Consider the following 15,252-nt stretch of genomic DNA (forward strand, 5'->3'; position numbering starts at 1 on the left):
CATGTTCACCGGAATCATCGAAGAGCTCGGCGAGATCGTCGCCTGGGAGAAGACCGGCGACGCCGGGCGCGTGACCGTGCGCGGCCCGCTCGCCGTGAGCGACGCCTCGACGGGCGACTCGATCAGCGTGAGCGGCGTCTGCCTCACCGTCGTCGAGCAGGGGCCCGACTGGTTCACGGCCGACGTCATGGGGCAGACCCTCGCGATGTCGGCGCCCGCGCAGTGGGCCGAGGGCGTCACCGTCAACCTCGAGCGCGCCGCCTCCGTCGGCGACCGCCTCGGCGGGCACATCGTGCAGGGCCACATCGACGGCACCGCCGAGCTGCTCGAGGTGCGCGACGAGGGCACCTGGCGCGTGCTGCGCTTCGCGCTCGCCGCCGCCCACGCCCCGCTCGTCGTCGACAAGGGCTCCATCGCCGTCGACGGCATCTCGCTCACCGTGAGCGCGGCGGGCGACGACTGGTTCGAGGTCTCGCTCATCCCCGAGACCCTCGAGCGCACCACCCTGGGCCGCCGCACCGCCGGCGAGCTCGTGAACATCGAGACCGACATCCTCGCTCGGCACGTGGCGCGACTCGCGCGCTTCGACGGAAGGACCACCTCATGAGCATCGGAAGCATCCCCCAGGCGCTGGCCGCCCTGCGCGAGGGCCGACCGGTCCTCGTCGCCGACGACGAGGGCCGCGAGAACGAGGGCGACATCATCCTCGCCGCCGAGCTCGCGACGCAGGAGTGGGTGGCCTGGACGGTCAAGCACTCCAGCGGCTACCTCTGCGCGCCGATGACCAACGAGCTCGCCGACGCCCTCGAGCTGCCGCTCATGGTCGAGAACAGCGAGGATCCGCGCCGCACCGCCTACACGGTGAGCGTCGACGCGGCCGACCGCATCTCGACCGGCATCAGCGCCCGCGACCGCGCGCACACGCTGCGCGTGCTCGCGGACCCCGCCTCGACGCCCGCGAGCCTCATCCGGCCGGGCCACATCATCCCGCTGCGCGCGGTCGACGGCGGCGTGCGGGAGCGCGCCGGGCACACCGAGGCCTCCGTCGAGCTCATGCGCCTGGCCGGGCTGCGCCCCGTCGCGGTCATCGGCGAGGTCGTGGCCGACGACGGCGAGATGATGCGCCTGCCCGAGCTCATCGAGTTCGGCGCGCGCGAGGGCGTCGTCGTCATCACGATCGTCGACCTGCTCGCCTACCTGGAGTCGGGCGAGGAGTTCGCGGCCGGGGCCCCCGGCGCCGCCGCCGAGGCGCTCAGCAGCGTCTCGTTCGAGGTCGCCACGACCGTGCCGACCACCCACGGCGCCTTCTCGATGCGCGCCTACCGCGATCGCAAGACGGGCGCCGACCACGTGGCGATCGTGAGCGGGATGCCCCACGACGACATGATCGTGCGCGTCCACTCCGAGTGCCTCACGGGCGAGGCGTTCGGCTCGCTCAAGTGCGAGTGCGGCCCCCAGCTCGACGCCGCGCTCGACGTCATCCAGCGCCAGGGCGGCGCCGTGCTCTACATGCGCGGCCACGAGGGCCGCGGCATCGGCCTCATCAACAAGCTCAAGGCGTACCGCCTGCAGGAGGACGGCTACGACACCCTCGACGCGAACCTCGCTCTGGGGCTGCCCGCCGACTCGCGCGACTACCAGGCCGCGAGCGACATGCTGCGCGACCTCGGCGTCTCGCGCGTGCGCCTGCTGTCGAACAACCCCGAGAAGCAGCGCCAGCTGACGCAGTACGGCATCCAGGTCTCGTCCCTCGTGCCGCTGCTCGTCGGCGTCGGCGACGACAACCAGGGCTACCTCAGCGCGAAGCGCGACCGCATGGGCCACCGCCTGCCCGATAGCATCACCAGCGCCCCCGTGTACGCCCAGATGGAAGGACGCACCGCATGAGCGGAGCAGGAAGCCCCACCTTGAACGTCGACGGAACCGGCCTCACGGTCGCGATCGTGGCCGGTCAGTGGCACGCCGAGATCAGCGCGGGCCTTCTCGCCGGCGCACGTCGCGTGCTCGAGGCCTCCGGCGCGACGATCGTCGAGTACGCCGCCCCCGGCTCGTTCGAGCTGCCCGTTGTGAGCAAGGCGGCGCTCGAGAACGGCGCGGACGCGGTCGTGGCGCTCGGCGTCATCATCCGCGGCGGCACGCCGCACTTCGAGTTCGTGTCCTCCGCCGCGACCGACGGCCTCACCCGCGTCGCCCTCGACACCGGCAAGCCCGTGGGCTTCGGCGTGCTGACCCTCGAGGACGAGCAGCAGGGCCTCGACCGGGCCGGCCTGCCGGGCTCGAAGGAGGACAAGGGCGCCGAGGCGGCTGAGGCCGCCCTCGCCACGGCGCAGGCGCTGCGGGTCATCCGGGGCTGAGCCGCCCAGAGCCGGTCACGACGGCGCCCGCATCCTTCATCAGGGGCGGGCGCCGTCGTCGTCCGTCGGCTACTTCAGGAACAGCGCGCGGAGCCGGTTCGTCGTGAAGACGATGCCGATCGCGATCATGACCAGGAAGTAGCCGATGTGCACGAGCATCATGCCGCTGAGCGCGCCCGTGGTGAGGCCGCGCACGAGCTCGACGCCGTGCCACAGCGGCAGCGCCTGGATGAGCCACTGGATGGGCTCCGGGTAGACCGTGATGGGGTAGAACGTCGCCGAGAAGAGGAACATCGGCAGCATGATGAAGGTGACCCACTCGATCTGCTGGAAGGTCTTCATGTAGCTCGTGATCGCCATCCCGATGCTCGCGAAGCCGAAGGCGATGAGCAGCACGGCGGGCAGCGCGAGCAGCGCCGTCCAGGCGAGGTTGAGGCCGAAGACCTGCATGACCACCATGAAGCCCACCGCGTACATGGCGCCGCGCAGGAGGGCGAGGAAGATCTCGCCGAGCGCGACGTCGAGCGGGCCGAGGCTCGTCGTGAGCATGCCCTGGTAGAGCTTCGAGTGGTTGAGCTTGAAGAAGACGTTCCAGGTCGAGTCGTAGACGGCGCCGTTCATCGCCGAGACCGCGAGCAGGGCCGGGGCGATGAACGCCGCGTACGGCACCTCCTGGCCCGTCGAGGTCTGCACCGAGCCGACGAGGGCGCCGAAGCCGATGCCGAGCGAGAGCAGGTAGAAGACCGGCTCGAAGAAGCCGCTGAGCACGACGAGGTAGTTGGTGCTGCGCGTGGCGAGCAGGCCGCGCGCGATGACGGCACGGGTGTTGCCGGCGTACAGCGCGCCGCGCGCGGGCGTGCGGGAGGGGGCGGTCGCGGCGGTCACTTGTTCAGCCTCCGGGCGAAGTGCCGACGCGTGGCCCAGAGGCCCACGACGACGAGGCCGGCGAGGTAGCCGACGTGCGTGACCGAGAGCCACAGGGGCTCGACGTGCCCGTAGGTGAGCACCCGGCCGAGCTCGGTGCCGTGCCAGAGCGGCGACACCCAGCCGATCGGCTGCAGGAGGATCGGCAGCTGCTCGAGCGGGAAGAAGGTGCCCGAGAACAGGAACAGCGGCGTGATGCCGAAGCGCTGCAGCATCGCCATCTGCCCCTTGTCGTCGACGATCGTCGAGGTGTAGGAGGCGATCACCGTGCCGATCGCCATGCCCGTGAGGGTGGCGACGAGGATCGCGAGCCCGCCGAGCGGCGAGGTGATGGCGCCGAACAGCACGATCACGCCGAAGTAGATCGCGACCGTGACGAGCGCCCGGAGGGCGATCTGGATGAACATGCCCGACACGATCTGCCCCGGCGCGATCGGCGAGGCGTTGATGCCGAAGAAGATCGGGTTCCACTTGAAGCCGGAGAGGATGGGGTAGCTGGTCTCGTTCGCCGCGACCGTCATCGCCGCCGTCGCCATGAGCGCGGGGGCGACGAACTGCAGGTAGGTGACCCCGCCGACGCCCTGCGGCACGAGGCTCGCGAGGCCGACGCCGAGCGCGAAGAGGTAGATCAACGGGTTGCCGAGGCTCTGGAAGAGCGCGTCGCCCGCGTAGCCCTTCATGGCGAGGAGGCGGTGCTCGGCGACGTACCAGGCGCCGAAGCGGCGCGGGGCGGCGCCGCCCTGCACCGCACGGCGCGCGTCGTCGCGCTCGAGGCCCTGGGTGGTATCGAGAGAGGTCATTCGATCAGGCTCCGGCCGGTGAGACGCAGGAAGACGTCCTCGAGGCTCGAGCGCCGCACGAGCGAGGTGATCGGCGCGAGCCCGAGCTGCGTGATGCGCTCGAGCGCGGCCTCGCCGTCCTCGCCGTAGACGAGGACGCGGTCGGGCAGCACCTCGAGGCGGTCGCCGATGCCCTGCAGGCGCTCGGCGGCCTCGGCGTTCTTATCGCTGCCGAAGCGCACCTCGAGCACCTCGCGGCTCGAGTACTCGCGGATGAGCGCGGCGGGCGACCCCTCCGCCATGATGCGGCCCTCGTCGACGACGACGAGCCGGTCGCACAGCTGCTCGGCCTCGTCCATGTAGTGCGTCGTGAGAACGAGGGTGGTGCCCTGCTCCTTGAGGCGGAACAGGCGGTCCCAGAGGATGTGCCGGGCCTGCGGGTCGAGGCCCGTCGTCGGCTCGTCGAGCAGCAGGATGCGCGGCTCGTTGATGAGCGCGCGGGCGATCGTGAGGCGGCGCTTCATGCCGCCGGAGAGGTCGTCGACCTTGGCCTTCCTGCGGTCGGTCAGCTGCGCGAACTCGAGCAGGGCATCCGCCCGCTCGGCGATCACGGAGCGCGGCAGACCGAAGTACCGGCCGTAGACGAGCAGGTTGTCGCGGACCCGCAGCTCCTGATCGAGGTTGTCCTGCTGGGGGACGACGCCGAGCTGCGAGCGGATGTCGGGCCCGTGCTGGTCGGGGTCGAGCCCGAGGATCGAGAGCTCGCCGGCCGTGCGGGTGGAGACGGCGCCGACCATGCGCATCGTCGTCGACTTGCCGGCGCCGTTCGGGCCGAGCAGGCCGAAGGACTCGCCCGGCGCGACCTCGAAGTCGATGCCGGCGACGGCGGTGAAGTCGCCGTAGGTCTTCGTGAGCGACGTCGCGGAGATGACGGGCTGGGGCACGGGAGTCGAGCATATCCCGGCACTCCGACACCGCCGGCGGCCACCCTGTCAGCGAACACGGGCGGTGCGGCTCGGCCGCTCCGGCAGACTGGAGCGCAGCATCCCGAGCCGTCGAAGGAACCCATGAGCACCCCCGCCCCCGCCCGCCCGCGCCGCGGCTTCGGCCGCACCCCCGACGACGGCCCGCGGGCCACGTTCTCGCAGCTCATGCCGTACCTGCTCGAGCACAAGAAGGTGCTCTCGTGGGTCATCGTCATCAGCGTGCTCGGCGCCGGGGCCTCGCTCGCGCAGCCGCTGCTCGTCAGTCAGGTCATCACCGTGGTCGAGGGCGGCGGCGACCTCGGCGGTCTCGTCGCGCTGCTCGTGCTGCTCGTCGTCGTCAGCGGCCTGCTGAGCGGCTTCGGCCACTACCTGCTGCAGCGCACCGGCGAGGGCGTCGTGCTCTCGAGCCGCCGCAGCCTCGTGCGCCGCATGCTGCACCTGCCCATCGCCGAGTTCGACCAGCGCCGCACGGGCGACCTCGTCAGCCGCGTCGGCAGCGACACCACCCTGCTGCGGGCCGTGCTGACGCAGGGCCTCGTCGAGGCGATCGGCGGCAGCCTGACCTTCGTCGGCGCGCTCATCGCGATGCTCGTCATCGACCCGCTGCTGCTGGGGCTCACCCTGCTCGTGATCGCCGTCTCGGTGGTCACCGTCGTCGTGCTCTCGGCGCGCATCCGGGTCGCCAGCCGCAAGGCGCAGGAGCGCGTCGGCGACCTCGCCGCGGCCGTCGAGCGCGCCATCTCCTCCGTGCGCACCGTGCGGGCCGCGAACGCGACCGATCGCGAGATCGCGAGCGTCGAGGCGGATGCCCGCGGCGCGTGGGAGCAGGGCATCAAGGTCGCGAAGATCTCTGCCCTCGTCGTGCCGATCTCGTCGATCGCGCTGCAGGTCTCGTTCCTCGTCGTGCTCGGCGTCGGCGGGTTCCGCGTCGCCTCCGGCGCCATCGAGATCGCCGACCTCGTGGCGTTCATCCTGTTCCTCTTCCTCATGATCGGCCCGCTCGGTCAGGCCTTCGGGGCGATCACGAGCGTGAACTCGGCGCTCGGCGCGCTCGGCCGCATTCAGGAGATCATCGCCCTGCCGAGCGAGACCGACGGGGATGCCGCTCTCGAGCCCGCGCCCGCCGACGCCTCCTCGGCCGACGTCGCGCTCGCGTTCGACGCGGTCGGCTTCCGCTACCCCGAGCAGGCCCACCGCACGGAGGCCGAGAAGGCCGCGGCGGCCGTCGCCGGGGAGGTCGAGCGCGACACGACGGTGCTCCGCGGCGTCAGCTTCCAGGTGCCGACCGGATCGCGCACCGCGCTCGTCGGCCCGAGCGGGGCGGGCAAGTCGACCGTGCTCTCGCTCATCGAGCGCTTCTACGACGCGACCGAGGGCGTCATCCGGATGGGCGGCGTCGACATCCGCGCCCTCGACCGCACCGAGCTGCGCAGCCGCATCGGCTACGTCGAGCAGGACGCCCCCGTGCTCGCCGGCACCCTGCGGCAGAACCTGCTGCTCGGCACCCCCGAGGCGAGCGACGAGCAGTGCATCGCCGTGCTGCGCAGCGTCAACCTCGGCGAGGTGCTCGACCGCACCGACGCCGGGCTCGACGCGCAGGTCGGCGAGGACGGCGTCATGCTCTCGGGCGGCGAGCGCCAGCGGCTCGCGATCGCGCGCGCGCTGCTCGCGGCCCCGCCCATCCTGCTGCTCGACGAGTCGACCTCCTCGCTCGACGGCCGCAACGAGCAGCTCATGCGCGAGGCGATCGACGCGGTCGCCGAGAACCGCACCCTCATCGTCATCGCGCACCGGCTCTCGACGGTCGTCGACAGCGACCAGATCGTCGTACTCGACCACGGCCGCGTCGTCGGCACGGGCACGCACAGCGAGCTCGTCGCCGCGGTGCCGCTCTACCGCGACCTGGCGAAGCACCAGCTGCTGGTCTGAGGCGGCGCGGCCGGCCCGCCGCGCGGCGGGTCCGACGCGGTCGAGCCAGGCGCGTTGCGGCTCAGTCGCGCGCGGGCACGACCTCGGCGCCCGCCGCCGCGAGCTCGGCGAGCGCCGCGCGGCTCGACTCGGCGGCGACGCCGGCGACGAGGCCCTCGAGCACGCGCACCGAGCGTCCGGCGCCGAGGGCGTCGAGAGCGGAAGCCCGGACGCAGTAGTCGGTGGCGATGCCCACGACGTCGACCGCGTCGATGCGCGCCTCGTCGAGCACCTCGGCGAGGGCGAGGCCCTCGTCGGTCGTCCCCTCGAAGATCGAGTAGGCGGGCACGCCCTGCCCCTTGCGCACGTGCACGTCGACGGCGCCCGCATCGAGGGCGGGGTGGTACTCGGCGCCCGCGGTGCCGGCCACGCAGTGCACCGGCCACGTCGTCACGAAGTCGGGATCGGCATCCCGCGCGAAGTGGCCGCCGTTGTCGCCCTCGCCGTCGTGCCAGTCGCGGGAGGCGATGACCAGGGCGTAGTCACCGCCCGCCGCCCGCAGGTGCTCGGTGATGCCGGCCGCGACCGCCGCTCCCCCGTCGACGCCGAGCGCGCCGCCCTCGGTGAAGTCGTTCTGCACGTCGATGATGAGCAGGGCGCGGGTCATGGCGGGCCTTCCGGTCAGAGGGTCGAGAGGTTGTCGCCGCAGCGGAACACCGCGGTCGCGAGCGTGTCGAGCTGCACCCGGGTACCGTTGCTCTCGCCGAGGCCCGGCGCGGTGGCCGAGAAGAAGAAGGCGAGCTGCGTGCCGTCCTCCGCCCGGATGCTGCCGCTCAGCATGTGCCCGTCGGCGAGCAGGCCGGTCTTCGCCCGCACGGCCCCGCGCGCCGCCGCGTTGTCGCCCGTGTAGCGGTTGGTGAGGGTGCCGGTCTGGCCGGCGATCGGCCAGGCGTCGCGCACGACGCCGAGCGCCCCCTCGCCGGCGTCGACCTTGACGGCCAGCTGCGCCGCGTAGACCGGCGGCACCGCGTTGAGGTCGCTGAGGCCCGAGCCGTCGATGATCGTCAGGCGGTCGACCGGGATGCCGTAGCCGGCGAGCGCCTGCGCGTAGGCGTCGTCGATCGAGGCGGCCGAGCCGCCGAGGCCCTGCTGCAGCGAGATGACGCGCGCGAGCATCTCGGCGAGCGTGTTGTCGCTGAACGGCACCATCTGCCCGATGAGGGTGCGCACGGGCTGCGAGCGCACCTCGGCGAGCGGGGCCGCCTCGCCGGTGGCGCTGCCCTGGCGGATGCTCACGCCGGGGTTGCCCGCCGCCGCGAGCGCCTCGGCGAACCACTGCCCCGCGCGCCCGACCGGGTCGGTGCTGCGCGACGACTGCACGGCCCTCGGATCGTTCCGATCGCCGTCGACCTGCAGGGCCACCACCTCCGAGAGCCAGCCCTGGGTCTGCTCGCCCCGATCCCACGAGGGGTGCCACCGGTCGTCGGGGTTCCAGTAGCCGGCGTCGAGCACGAGCTCGGTGATGACGGCGTCCGCGCCGTTGGCCGCGCGGTAGGCGGCGATCGTCTGCGCGGCGAGGTCGGCGAGCTTGGGAGCACCGGGGTAGACGCTCTCCTGCCCGGGCGCGGTGCGGCTGAGGGTCGCGTCGCCGCCGCCCACGAGCACGACCGAGCCCGGGGTCTCGCCGGTGACGGTGCGGGTGACGAGCTGGTAGTCGGGGCCGAGCACGGCGAGCGCCGCGGCGGCGGTGAGGGTCTTCATGACGCTGCCGGTGCGCACGGGCTCGTCGGCCCCGCGGTCGAAGAGCAGCTCGCCCGTGGCGGCGTCGACCACCGCGGCGGAGAAGCTGCCGAGCACCGGATCGCTCGCCAGGCTCTGGATGGAGCAGGTGCGCAGTCGGCTGGACTCGACCGCGACGGTGGGGGCCGTGCGCGGCGGGTCGACGACGGCCGTGGGGGTCGGCGCCGGGGTGCTCGAGCCGGTGGGCGCCGGGGCCGACGCGGGGGCGAGCTCGCGCGCCCCCACCGCCGCTCCGGCGAAGAGCGCGCCGGCCGGCAGGGCGAGGGCGCCGAGCACCGCCGCGGTGACGACGAGCGCGCGGCGGCGGCCCGGGGTGAGGAGGCTGCGGCTCGGGCGGGCCGGCGCGGGCGCGGCGTCGTCGTCGGAGGGCTGCGTCACCCGGCCATGATACGCAGGGGCCCCGGCAGGGGCATCCCGGCCGGTATCGCGGTCGGCGCCGCCGCGGCCCGCCCGATCAGGCGTCGTCGGCGGCGTAGCGCACGCCGATCTGGCGGCGCACCTCGTCGAGCAGGCTCATGATCGCCACCGTCTCGTCGAGCGGGAGGGAACTGGCCGCCTCGCCGGCGATGCGCCGCTCCATCTCGGCGGCCTGGAACTGCATGCCGCGCCCCTCGACGTCGCTCTCGAAGCGCTCGATCTCGTTCCAGTCGCGGTCGCGCACGGTGAACGAGGTGGGCACGTAGAAGGTGCGGTCGATCTCGATGGAGCCCTCGGTGCCGATGACGGCGGCGCGGTTCGGGCCCGCGGTGTCGAGCGCCGTGTGCAGCACCGCCTGCCGGCCGTCGGCGTAGTCGAGGATCATCGCCGTCTGCCGGTCGACGCCCGTCGGGGTGAGCGCGGCGTGCGCGTGCACGCCCTGCGGCATGCCGAGCACGTCGACGGCGAAGGCCACGGGGTAGATGCCGAGGTCGAGCAGGGCCCCTCCTCCGAGCTCGGGGTTCTGCAGGCGGTGCTCGGGGTTCGTGGGCAGGGCCTGGGTGTGGTCGGCGAGCACGGTGCGCACCTCGCCGAGGATCCCCGAGGCGAGGATCTCGCGCAGGCGCACCATGTGCGGCAGGAACCGCGTCCACATCGCCTCCATGACGACGACGCCCGCCTGCTCGGCGGCGTCGGCGACGCGCTGCGCCTCGGCCTGCGTGAGGGTGAAGGCCTTCTCGACGAGCACGTGCTTGCCGGCCTCGATCGCGAGGATCGCGTTGGCCGCGTGGTGCGAGTGCGGGGTCGCGACGTAGACGACGTCGACCTCGGGGTCGGCGACGAGCGCCTCGTACGAGCCGTGCGCGTTCGCGATGCCGAACTCGGCGGCGAAGGCCTGGGAGGCCTCGGGCCGGCGCGAGCCGACCGCCGTGACGGTGTGGCCGGCGAGCAGCAGGTCGCCGGTCATCGCTCGGGCGATGCCGCCCGTGGCCAGGATCCCCCAGCGCGGTCGAGTGCTCACAGTGCGGCCTTCCCGCGGCCGGCGTCGGCACCGTCCGCGAGGACGAGCCTAGGCGCTGCGGGTCAGCAGCTCGTCCAGCGGGCGGCGGCGCGGGTGAAGTCGTACGGCTCGTTCGGCACGCCCCCGTGCGTCATCGAGAACAGGATGCACACCCCGGCGACGCTCGCCCCCGGCTTGTACAGCGAGGCCCGGTGGCTGCCCGAATCCCACCACTTCTGCGCGACCGAGGCGCCGGTGTTGCCCGTGCCCCCGGCGAGGTTGCCGTCGCAGCCGACGCTCGGCACCCCGTCGCTGCGCTGCGAGCCCGCGTGGCCCCAGGCGCTGAGCGGATCCGTCGACGGGTCCTCGGCCATCCAGAACAGCCGCTGCTCCATGCAGGAGTCGTAGCGGATGCTCGAGAACGGGATGGGCGGCAGGCAGTTGCTCACGCGGATGCGGTTGTAGGCCTGCGCGAACTGCGCGAGATCGGAGGAGGTCGTGCCGGCGACGCCGAGCGGCGAGGCCGCGCCGGGAGCGCCCGCCGTGCCCCCGCCGGGCATGCCCGCGCAGGTCGGAGCGGCCGGAGCCGACGGGGCGCCCGCGGGCGATCCGGCTGCCGGGGAAGCGGAGGCGGCGGCCGAGGATGCGGATGCGGCGGCCGCGGCGGCCTCAGCAGCCTCGGCGGCGGCCTGGGCGGCGACGGCCTCGGCGGCCGCGAGCGCGGCAGCGGCATCCCGCTCGGTCTTCGCGACGGCGGCGGCCGCGAGCGCGGCGGTCTCCTCGGAGGCCGCACGGGCGAGCGCCTCCGCGCGCTCCCGCTGATCCGCGCGCTCCGCCGCGGGCGCGACGTCGTCGATCATGCGGATGACGGCGTCGTCCTCGGCGCCCGACACCGCGGCCGTGGTCGCGCCGGCGGGCGAGCCCGACAGCGACTCCAGCCCGGCGGCGCCGAAGAACGGCGCGGCGACGAGAACGGCGGCCGCGAGCGCGGTGCCGACGACAGCGGATGTGCGCGCCATGGAACGGGCTCCCCCCAGAGCATCCTGTTGCGCGGCGGCCCCCCGGCCGCTGCCCTGCCACCGTATGCGGCCCACGACCACGAGGCCAAGCCGCGGAGGGCCGCGCCCGAGCGGTCCACCCCCGCACTGGGGGCGCGTCGCTGCGGGGATATCCCCCGATCAGGGGGCAGGGGCGGGCGGACGGAGCCCCGTACAGGATTCGAACCTGCGACCTGCTGTTTACAAGACAGCTGCTCTACCAGCTGAGCTAACGGGGCGCGGCGGAGACGATCGCCAGCCTACCGGCGGGTCAGGGGGCTGCGGGGGATGCCGAGGGCGACGGAGACGGCGACGGCGAGGGCTCGAGGTCGATGTCGTCGCCGGCCGCCTGCAGGATGAACTGCGAGAAGTCGGCCGCGTCGAAGGGGTCGGTGCCGGCGTAGCGCACGCCGTTGACGAGCACGAGCGGGGTGCCGCCGAGCGACTCGACCTCGGTCGAGGCGACGGGCAGCGGCCCCGTCTGCGCGCGGGCGGTCGCGGCCTGCACCCACTCCGAGAAGCGGCGCTCTTCGATGCAGCGCTCCATCGATCCGGAGTCGGCGCCCGCCTGCTGCACGAGCTCGAGCAGCTCGGCATCGGTGAGCCCCTCGGTGTCGGGCTCCGGCTGGGCCTCGAAGAGCGCCGAGTGCACCGCGAGGAACGAGGCCGGCGCGAAGTTCGCCGTGCACGCCGCGGCGTTCGCCGCGCGCAGGGAGTACTGCGTGCCCGCCGAGCGGTTCGTCAGCGTCGAGAGGGGGTGGATCTCGAGGGTCGCGGCGCCCGAGTCGACGAGGGTCGTGAGCAGGTCATCCATCTCGGCCTCGAAGTCGGCGCAGAAGATGCACAGGTAGTCGGTGAAGACGACGACGTCGACGACGCCCGCGGCGCTCGGCTCGGACGGGGTCGGCTGCTCGCCGGGCGCGAGCCCCGCCGTGGTGCTGACCTCGAAGCCGGCGTCGAAGCGGATGCCGTCGCTGGCCATGTTGCGCGGGCCGGAGCCCTCCGGGCGCACCGAGCCGACGATGACGACGGCGACGATCGCGATGACCGCGACGACCGCGAGGCCCAGGCCGCCCTGCAGCAGCAGGCGCAGTCGGCGGTCCTTGCGCTTCTGCGTCGCCCGCAGCTGGCGGGCCTTGTCGCGGGCCTCGGCGCGGCGCTCGATCGCGCCCTCCGAGCTGCTCGCCGCGTCGCTGTCCGTCATGGGTCGTCCTCTGATTCGTGGGGTGATGGCGTCGTGCCGTCCGCGGGGCCGCCGGAGTGCGGGAAGGGCGGGTCGGGCGCGAACGGCCCCGGGAAAGGGTACGGCGAACGCCGCCCAGTATCCAGTCGAGGCCCGATCGGTGGCATACTGAGGCCTGATGACCGGGGTCGCTCATCCCGGCCCGAGGGTCGTCATTCCATTCACTACGGATCGTCCGGCACGTACCTGCCGGTGAAGGAGAAGCACAACCATGGCATCAGTCACGTTCGACAAGGCCACCCGCCTGTACCCCGGATCGACCGTCCCCGCGGTCGACGCGATCGACCTGCAGGTCGCCGACGGCGAGTTCCTCGTCCTCGTCGGCCCCTCCGGCTGCGGCAAGTCGACCACCCTGCGCATGCTCGCCGGCCTCGAAGAGGTCAACGACGGCAACATCTTCATCGGCGACCGCAACGTCACCGACGTGCCGCCGAAGGACCGCGACATCGCGATGGTGTTCCAGAACTACGCGCTGTACCCCCACATGACGGTCGCCGAGAACATGGGCTTCGCGCTCAAGATCGCCGGCGTCGCCAAGGAGGAGCGCGCCACCCGCGTGCTCGAGGCCGCGAAGCTGCTCGACCTCGAGCCCTACCTCGACCGCAAGCCCAAGGCCCTCTCCGGCGGTCAGCGCCAGCGCGTCGCCATGGGCCGCGCCATCGTGCGCCAGCCCCAGGTGTTCCTCATGGACGAGCCGCTGTCGAACCTCGACGCCAAGCTGCGCGTGCAGACCCGCACCCAGATCGCCTCGCTGCAGCGCCGCCTCGGCGTCACCACGGTCTACGTCACGCACGACCAGACCGAGGCCCTCACCATGGGCGACCGCATCGCCGTGCTGAAGGATGGCGTCATGCAGCAGGTCGGCACGCCCCGCGACCTCTACGAGACCCCGCGCAACGTGTTCGTCGCCGGCTTCATCGGCTCGCCCGCCATGAACCTGTTCCCCGCCACCATCGTCGACGGCGGCGTGCAGTTCGGCACCGGCATCGCGCCGGTCGACCGCGACTCGCTCTCCGACGCCACCGACCCCTCGGTGACCGTGGGCGTGCGCCCCGAGGACCTCATCGTCGGCGCCGCCGGCTCGCAGGGCCTCTCGGTCGAGGTCGACGTCGTCGAGGAGCTCGGCGCCGACGGCTACCTCTACGGTCACGCCGACGTCAACGGCCAGCGCGTCGACGTCGTCGCCCGCGTCGACGGCCGCTCGCACCCGAACGCCGGCGAGACCGTCGTCGTGACCCCCGAGCCCAAGCACGTTCACGTCTTCGACACCGGCACCGGCCTGCGCCTCAACCGGGCGCCGATCACCGCCGCCTGATCGGGAGCACTGCCTAGCGAGGGCGGGCGCGTCGCATGACGCGCCCGCCCTCGCGGCGTTCCGGTGCACGCGCGCCGAGCATCCCGAACCCCGCACCGAACCGCGAAGGGCCGCCATGAGCGCATCGCTGAACATCACCGCCGCCGTCGTCGACCCGGGTCTGCTCGACCTGCCGTGGAACCTGCCGCTCGACGTCTGGCCCGACGACGCGATCGCCGCCCTGCCCAAGGGCATCTCGCGCCACCTCGTGCGCTTCGTGCACCTCAGCGGCTCGGTCGTCGCCATCAAGGAGACGACGGAGGAGATGGCGCGGCGCGAGTACGACATGCTGCGCACGCTGCAGCGCCTCGAGATCCCCTGCGTCGACCCCGTCGCCGTCATCACCGGCCGCCTCGACGACGAGGGCCGCGAGCTCATGCCGGTGCTCGTCACCCGTCACCTGCGCTTCTCGCTGCCCTACCGTGCCCTCTACTCGCAGACGCTGCGCCCCGACACCGCCACGCGTCTCGTCGACGCCCTCGCCCTGCTGCTCGTGCGCCTGCACATCGTCGGCTTCTTCTGGGGCGACGTGTCGATCTCGAACACGCTGTTCCGCCGCGACGCGGGCGCCTTCGCCGCCTACCTCGTCGACGCCGAGACCGGCCAGCTCTACGAGGGCGGGCTCTCGAACGGGCAGCGCGAGAACGACCTCGAGATCGGCCGCGTCAACATCGCCGGCGAGCTGCTCGACCTCGAGGCCGGCGGGCGCCTCGACGACAACGTCGACGCCGTCGAGGTCTCGAATCGCATCATCGAGGCCTACCGCACGCTGTGGAAGGAGCTCACCGGCTGGGAGTCCTTCGACCGCTCCGAGCGCTGGCGCATCACGCAGCGCGTCGAGCGCCTCAACGACCTCGGCTTCGACATCGAGGAGCTCGCGATCCGCACCGACGGCGACAGCACCGAGGTGCGCATCCAGCCGAAGGTGGTGGATGCCGGGCATCACACCCGCCGCCTCATCCGTCTCACGGGCATCGACGCCGGCGAGAACCAGGCGCGGCGCCTGCTCAACGACCTCGACTCATACGTCGCCGCGAACTACCCGAACCGGGATGCCGACGAGGAGGTCGTCGCCCACGAGTGGCTCGTGCGCGTGTTCGAGCCCGTCGTCCGCGCCATCCCGAGGGACTTGCGCGGCAAGCTCGAGGGGCCGGAGGTGTTCCACCAGCTGCTCGAGCACCGCTGGTACCTCTCGCAGAACGAGAAGCGCGCCATCCCCCTCGCCGAGGCCCTCAGCTCGTACATCGACACCGTGCTGCGCCACCGCCGCGACGAGGCGACCGTGATCGCCCCGACCACCGAGACGATCACGCTGCCCCCGACCCTCGACACCGGCGAGATCGAGCTGGCGCTCGGCGACGACGAGGACGACATCGTGACGGGCTCCTGGCGCGACAAGGTCTGAGCGCGCGGCTGCGGCCCGCGCGGCGGGGTCCGGGCACGCGCACGG

14 protein-coding genes and 1 tRNA gene are annotated in these 15,252 nt (G+C 72.8%); 6 read left to right on the plus strand and 9 right to left on the minus strand.

Annotation, left to right across the window (positions count from 1 at the left end):
• Position 1: 1 nt before the first annotated feature.
• The 3 genes from HGB54_RS10360 to ribH are packed head-to-tail and all read left to right on the plus strand — an operon-like array spanning position 2 to position 2,354.
• Positions 2 to 607 carry a riboflavin synthase gene (locus tag HGB54_RS10360; protein WP_168916354.1) on the plus strand — a complete coding sequence of 202 codons (606 nt, stop codon included), beginning with the start codon at positions 2 to 4 and terminating at the stop codon, positions 605 to 607.
• The gene (gene ribB / locus HGB54_RS10365; RefSeq protein WP_168916355.1) at positions 604 to 1,887 is read left to right on the plus strand and encodes a 3,4-dihydroxy-2-butanone-4-phosphate synthase; all 1,284 of its coding nucleotides are present in this window, start codon (positions 604 to 606) and stop codon (positions 1,885 to 1,887) included. The genes HGB54_RS10360 and ribB overlap by 4 nt, the downstream gene beginning before the upstream one ends.
• Complete coding sequence (gene ribH / locus HGB54_RS10370; RefSeq protein ID WP_168916356.1) at positions 1,884 to 2,354, plus strand: 6,7-dimethyl-8-ribityllumazine synthase; 471 nt, start codon at positions 1,884 to 1,886, stop codon at positions 2,352 to 2,354. Before ribB ends, ribH begins: the two co-directional genes overlap by 4 nt.
• Before the next feature lie 69 nt (positions 2,355 to 2,423).
• On the opposite strand, the gene HGB54_RS10375 is transcribed toward ribH, so the two are convergent.
• The 3 genes from HGB54_RS10375 to HGB54_RS10385 are packed head-to-tail and all read right to left on the minus strand — an operon-like array spanning position 2,424 to position 5,001.
• Positions 2,424 to 3,239, minus strand: coding sequence for an ABC transporter permease (locus HGB54_RS10375; protein WP_168916357.1), 816 nt, complete (start codon positions 3,237 to 3,239; stop codon positions 2,424 to 2,426).
• Positions 3,236 to 4,078: an ABC transporter permease gene (locus HGB54_RS10380; protein ID WP_228545796.1), complete on the minus strand. Its 843-nt coding sequence runs from the start codon at positions 4,076 to 4,078 to the stop codon at positions 3,236 to 3,238. Before HGB54_RS10380 ends, HGB54_RS10375 begins: the two co-directional genes overlap by 4 nt.
• Positions 4,075 to 5,001, minus strand: coding sequence for an ABC transporter ATP-binding protein (locus HGB54_RS10385; RefSeq protein ID WP_168916358.1), 927 nt, complete (start codon positions 4,999 to 5,001; stop codon positions 4,075 to 4,077). Before HGB54_RS10385 ends, HGB54_RS10380 begins: the two co-directional genes overlap by 4 nt.
• A 123-nt stretch (positions 5,002 to 5,124) precedes the next feature.
• Here HGB54_RS10385 and HGB54_RS10390 point away from each other — a divergent pair, with 123 nt between their 5' ends.
• Positions 5,125 to 6,972 (plus strand): ABC transporter ATP-binding protein, encoded by a 1,848-nt coding sequence (locus tag HGB54_RS10390; protein WP_168916359.1) that lies wholly within the window; start codon positions 5,125 to 5,127, stop codon positions 6,970 to 6,972.
• 61 nt (positions 6,973 to 7,033) lie between these two features.
• On the opposite strand, the gene HGB54_RS10395 is transcribed toward HGB54_RS10390, so the two are convergent.
• The 6 genes from HGB54_RS10395 to HGB54_RS10420 all read right to left on the minus strand — a co-directional run bounded on the left by HGB54_RS10395 (position 7,034) and on the right by HGB54_RS10420 (position 12,409).
• A complete protein-coding gene (locus HGB54_RS10395; RefSeq protein WP_168916360.1) occupies positions 7,034 to 7,618 on the minus strand; it encodes an isochorismatase family protein in 585 nt (194 codons plus the stop codon).
• Between the two features lie 14 nt (positions 7,619 to 7,632).
• Positions 7,633 to 9,129, minus strand: a complete 1,497-nt coding sequence (locus HGB54_RS10400) for a D-alanyl-D-alanine carboxypeptidase/D-alanyl-D-alanine-endopeptidase (RefSeq protein WP_168916361.1) — start codon at positions 9,127 to 9,129, stop codon at positions 7,633 to 7,635.
• 76 nt (positions 9,130 to 9,205) lie between these two features.
• A complete protein-coding gene (locus HGB54_RS10405) occupies positions 9,206 to 10,189 on the minus strand; it encodes a Gfo/Idh/MocA family protein (protein ID WP_168916362.1) in 984 nt (327 codons plus the stop codon).
• Between the two features lie 62 nt (positions 10,190 to 10,251).
• Positions 10,252 to 11,187, minus strand: coding sequence for a hypothetical protein (locus HGB54_RS10410; RefSeq protein WP_168916363.1), 936 nt, complete (start codon positions 11,185 to 11,187; stop codon positions 10,252 to 10,254).
• A 184-nt stretch (positions 11,188 to 11,371) separates the two neighbouring features.
• Positions 11,372 to 11,444, minus strand: a tRNA-Thr gene (locus HGB54_RS10415).
• A gap of 32 nt (positions 11,445 to 11,476) precedes the next feature.
• Positions 11,477 to 12,409 carry a DsbA family protein gene (locus tag HGB54_RS10420; RefSeq protein WP_168916364.1) on the minus strand — a complete coding sequence of 311 codons (933 nt, stop codon included), beginning with the start codon at positions 12,407 to 12,409 and terminating at the stop codon, positions 11,477 to 11,479.
• Between the two features lie 250 nt (positions 12,410 to 12,659).
• Between HGB54_RS10420 and HGB54_RS10425 the strand changes: the two genes are divergently transcribed.
• Both HGB54_RS10425 and HGB54_RS10430 read left to right on the plus strand, forming a co-directional pair.
• On the plus strand, positions 12,660 to 13,763 hold the full coding sequence (locus HGB54_RS10425; RefSeq protein ID WP_168916365.1) for an ABC transporter ATP-binding protein: 1,104 nt from the start codon (positions 12,660 to 12,662) through the stop codon (positions 13,761 to 13,763).
• Between the two features lie 115 nt (positions 13,764 to 13,878).
• A complete protein-coding gene (locus tag HGB54_RS10430) occupies positions 13,879 to 15,207 on the plus strand; it encodes a DUF4032 domain-containing protein (protein WP_168916366.1) in 1,329 nt (442 codons plus the stop codon).
• Positions 15,208 to 15,252 lie beyond the last annotated feature (45 nt).

It is taken from the genome of Microcella flavibacter (assembly GCF_012530535.1).
Lineage (GTDB): Bacteria > Actinomycetota > Actinomycetes > Actinomycetales > Microbacteriaceae > Microcella > Microcella flavibacter.

Bases quoted from the DNA above. Each gene is read 5' to 3' on its own strand.
- HGB54_RS10360 (WP_168916354.1), top strand. From the start codon at position 2: ATGTTCACCGGAATCATCGAAGAGCTCGGCGAGATCGTCGCCTGGGAG.
- ribB (WP_168916355.1), top strand. From the start codon at position 604: ATGAGCATCGGAAGCATCCCCCAGGCGCTGGCCGCCCTGCGCGAGGGC.
- ribH (WP_168916356.1), top strand. From the start codon at position 1,884: ATGAGCGGAGCAGGAAGCCCCACCTTGAACGTCGACGGAACCGGCCTC.
- HGB54_RS10380 (WP_228545796.1), bottom strand. From the start codon at position 4,078: ATGACCTCTCTCGATACCACCCAGGGCCTCGAGCGCGACGACGCGCGC.
- HGB54_RS10390 (WP_168916359.1), top strand. From the start codon at position 5,125: ATGAGCACCCCCGCCCCCGCCCGCCCGCGCCGCGGCTTCGGCCGCACC.
- HGB54_RS10395 (WP_168916360.1), bottom strand. From the start codon at position 7,618: ATGACCCGCGCCCTGCTCATCATCGACGTGCAGAACGACTTCACCGAG.
- HGB54_RS10410 (WP_168916363.1), bottom strand. From the start codon at position 11,187: ATGGCGCGCACATCCGCTGTCGTCGGCACCGCGCTCGCGGCCGCCGTT.
- HGB54_RS10420 (WP_168916364.1), bottom strand. From the start codon at position 12,409: ATGACGGACAGCGACGCGGCGAGCAGCTCGGAGGGCGCGATCGAGCGC.
- HGB54_RS10425 (WP_168916365.1), top strand. From the start codon at position 12,660: ATGGCATCAGTCACGTTCGACAAGGCCACCCGCCTGTACCCCGGATCG.
- HGB54_RS10430 (WP_168916366.1), top strand. From the start codon at position 13,879: ATGAGCGCATCGCTGAACATCACCGCCGCCGTCGTCGACCCGGGTCTG.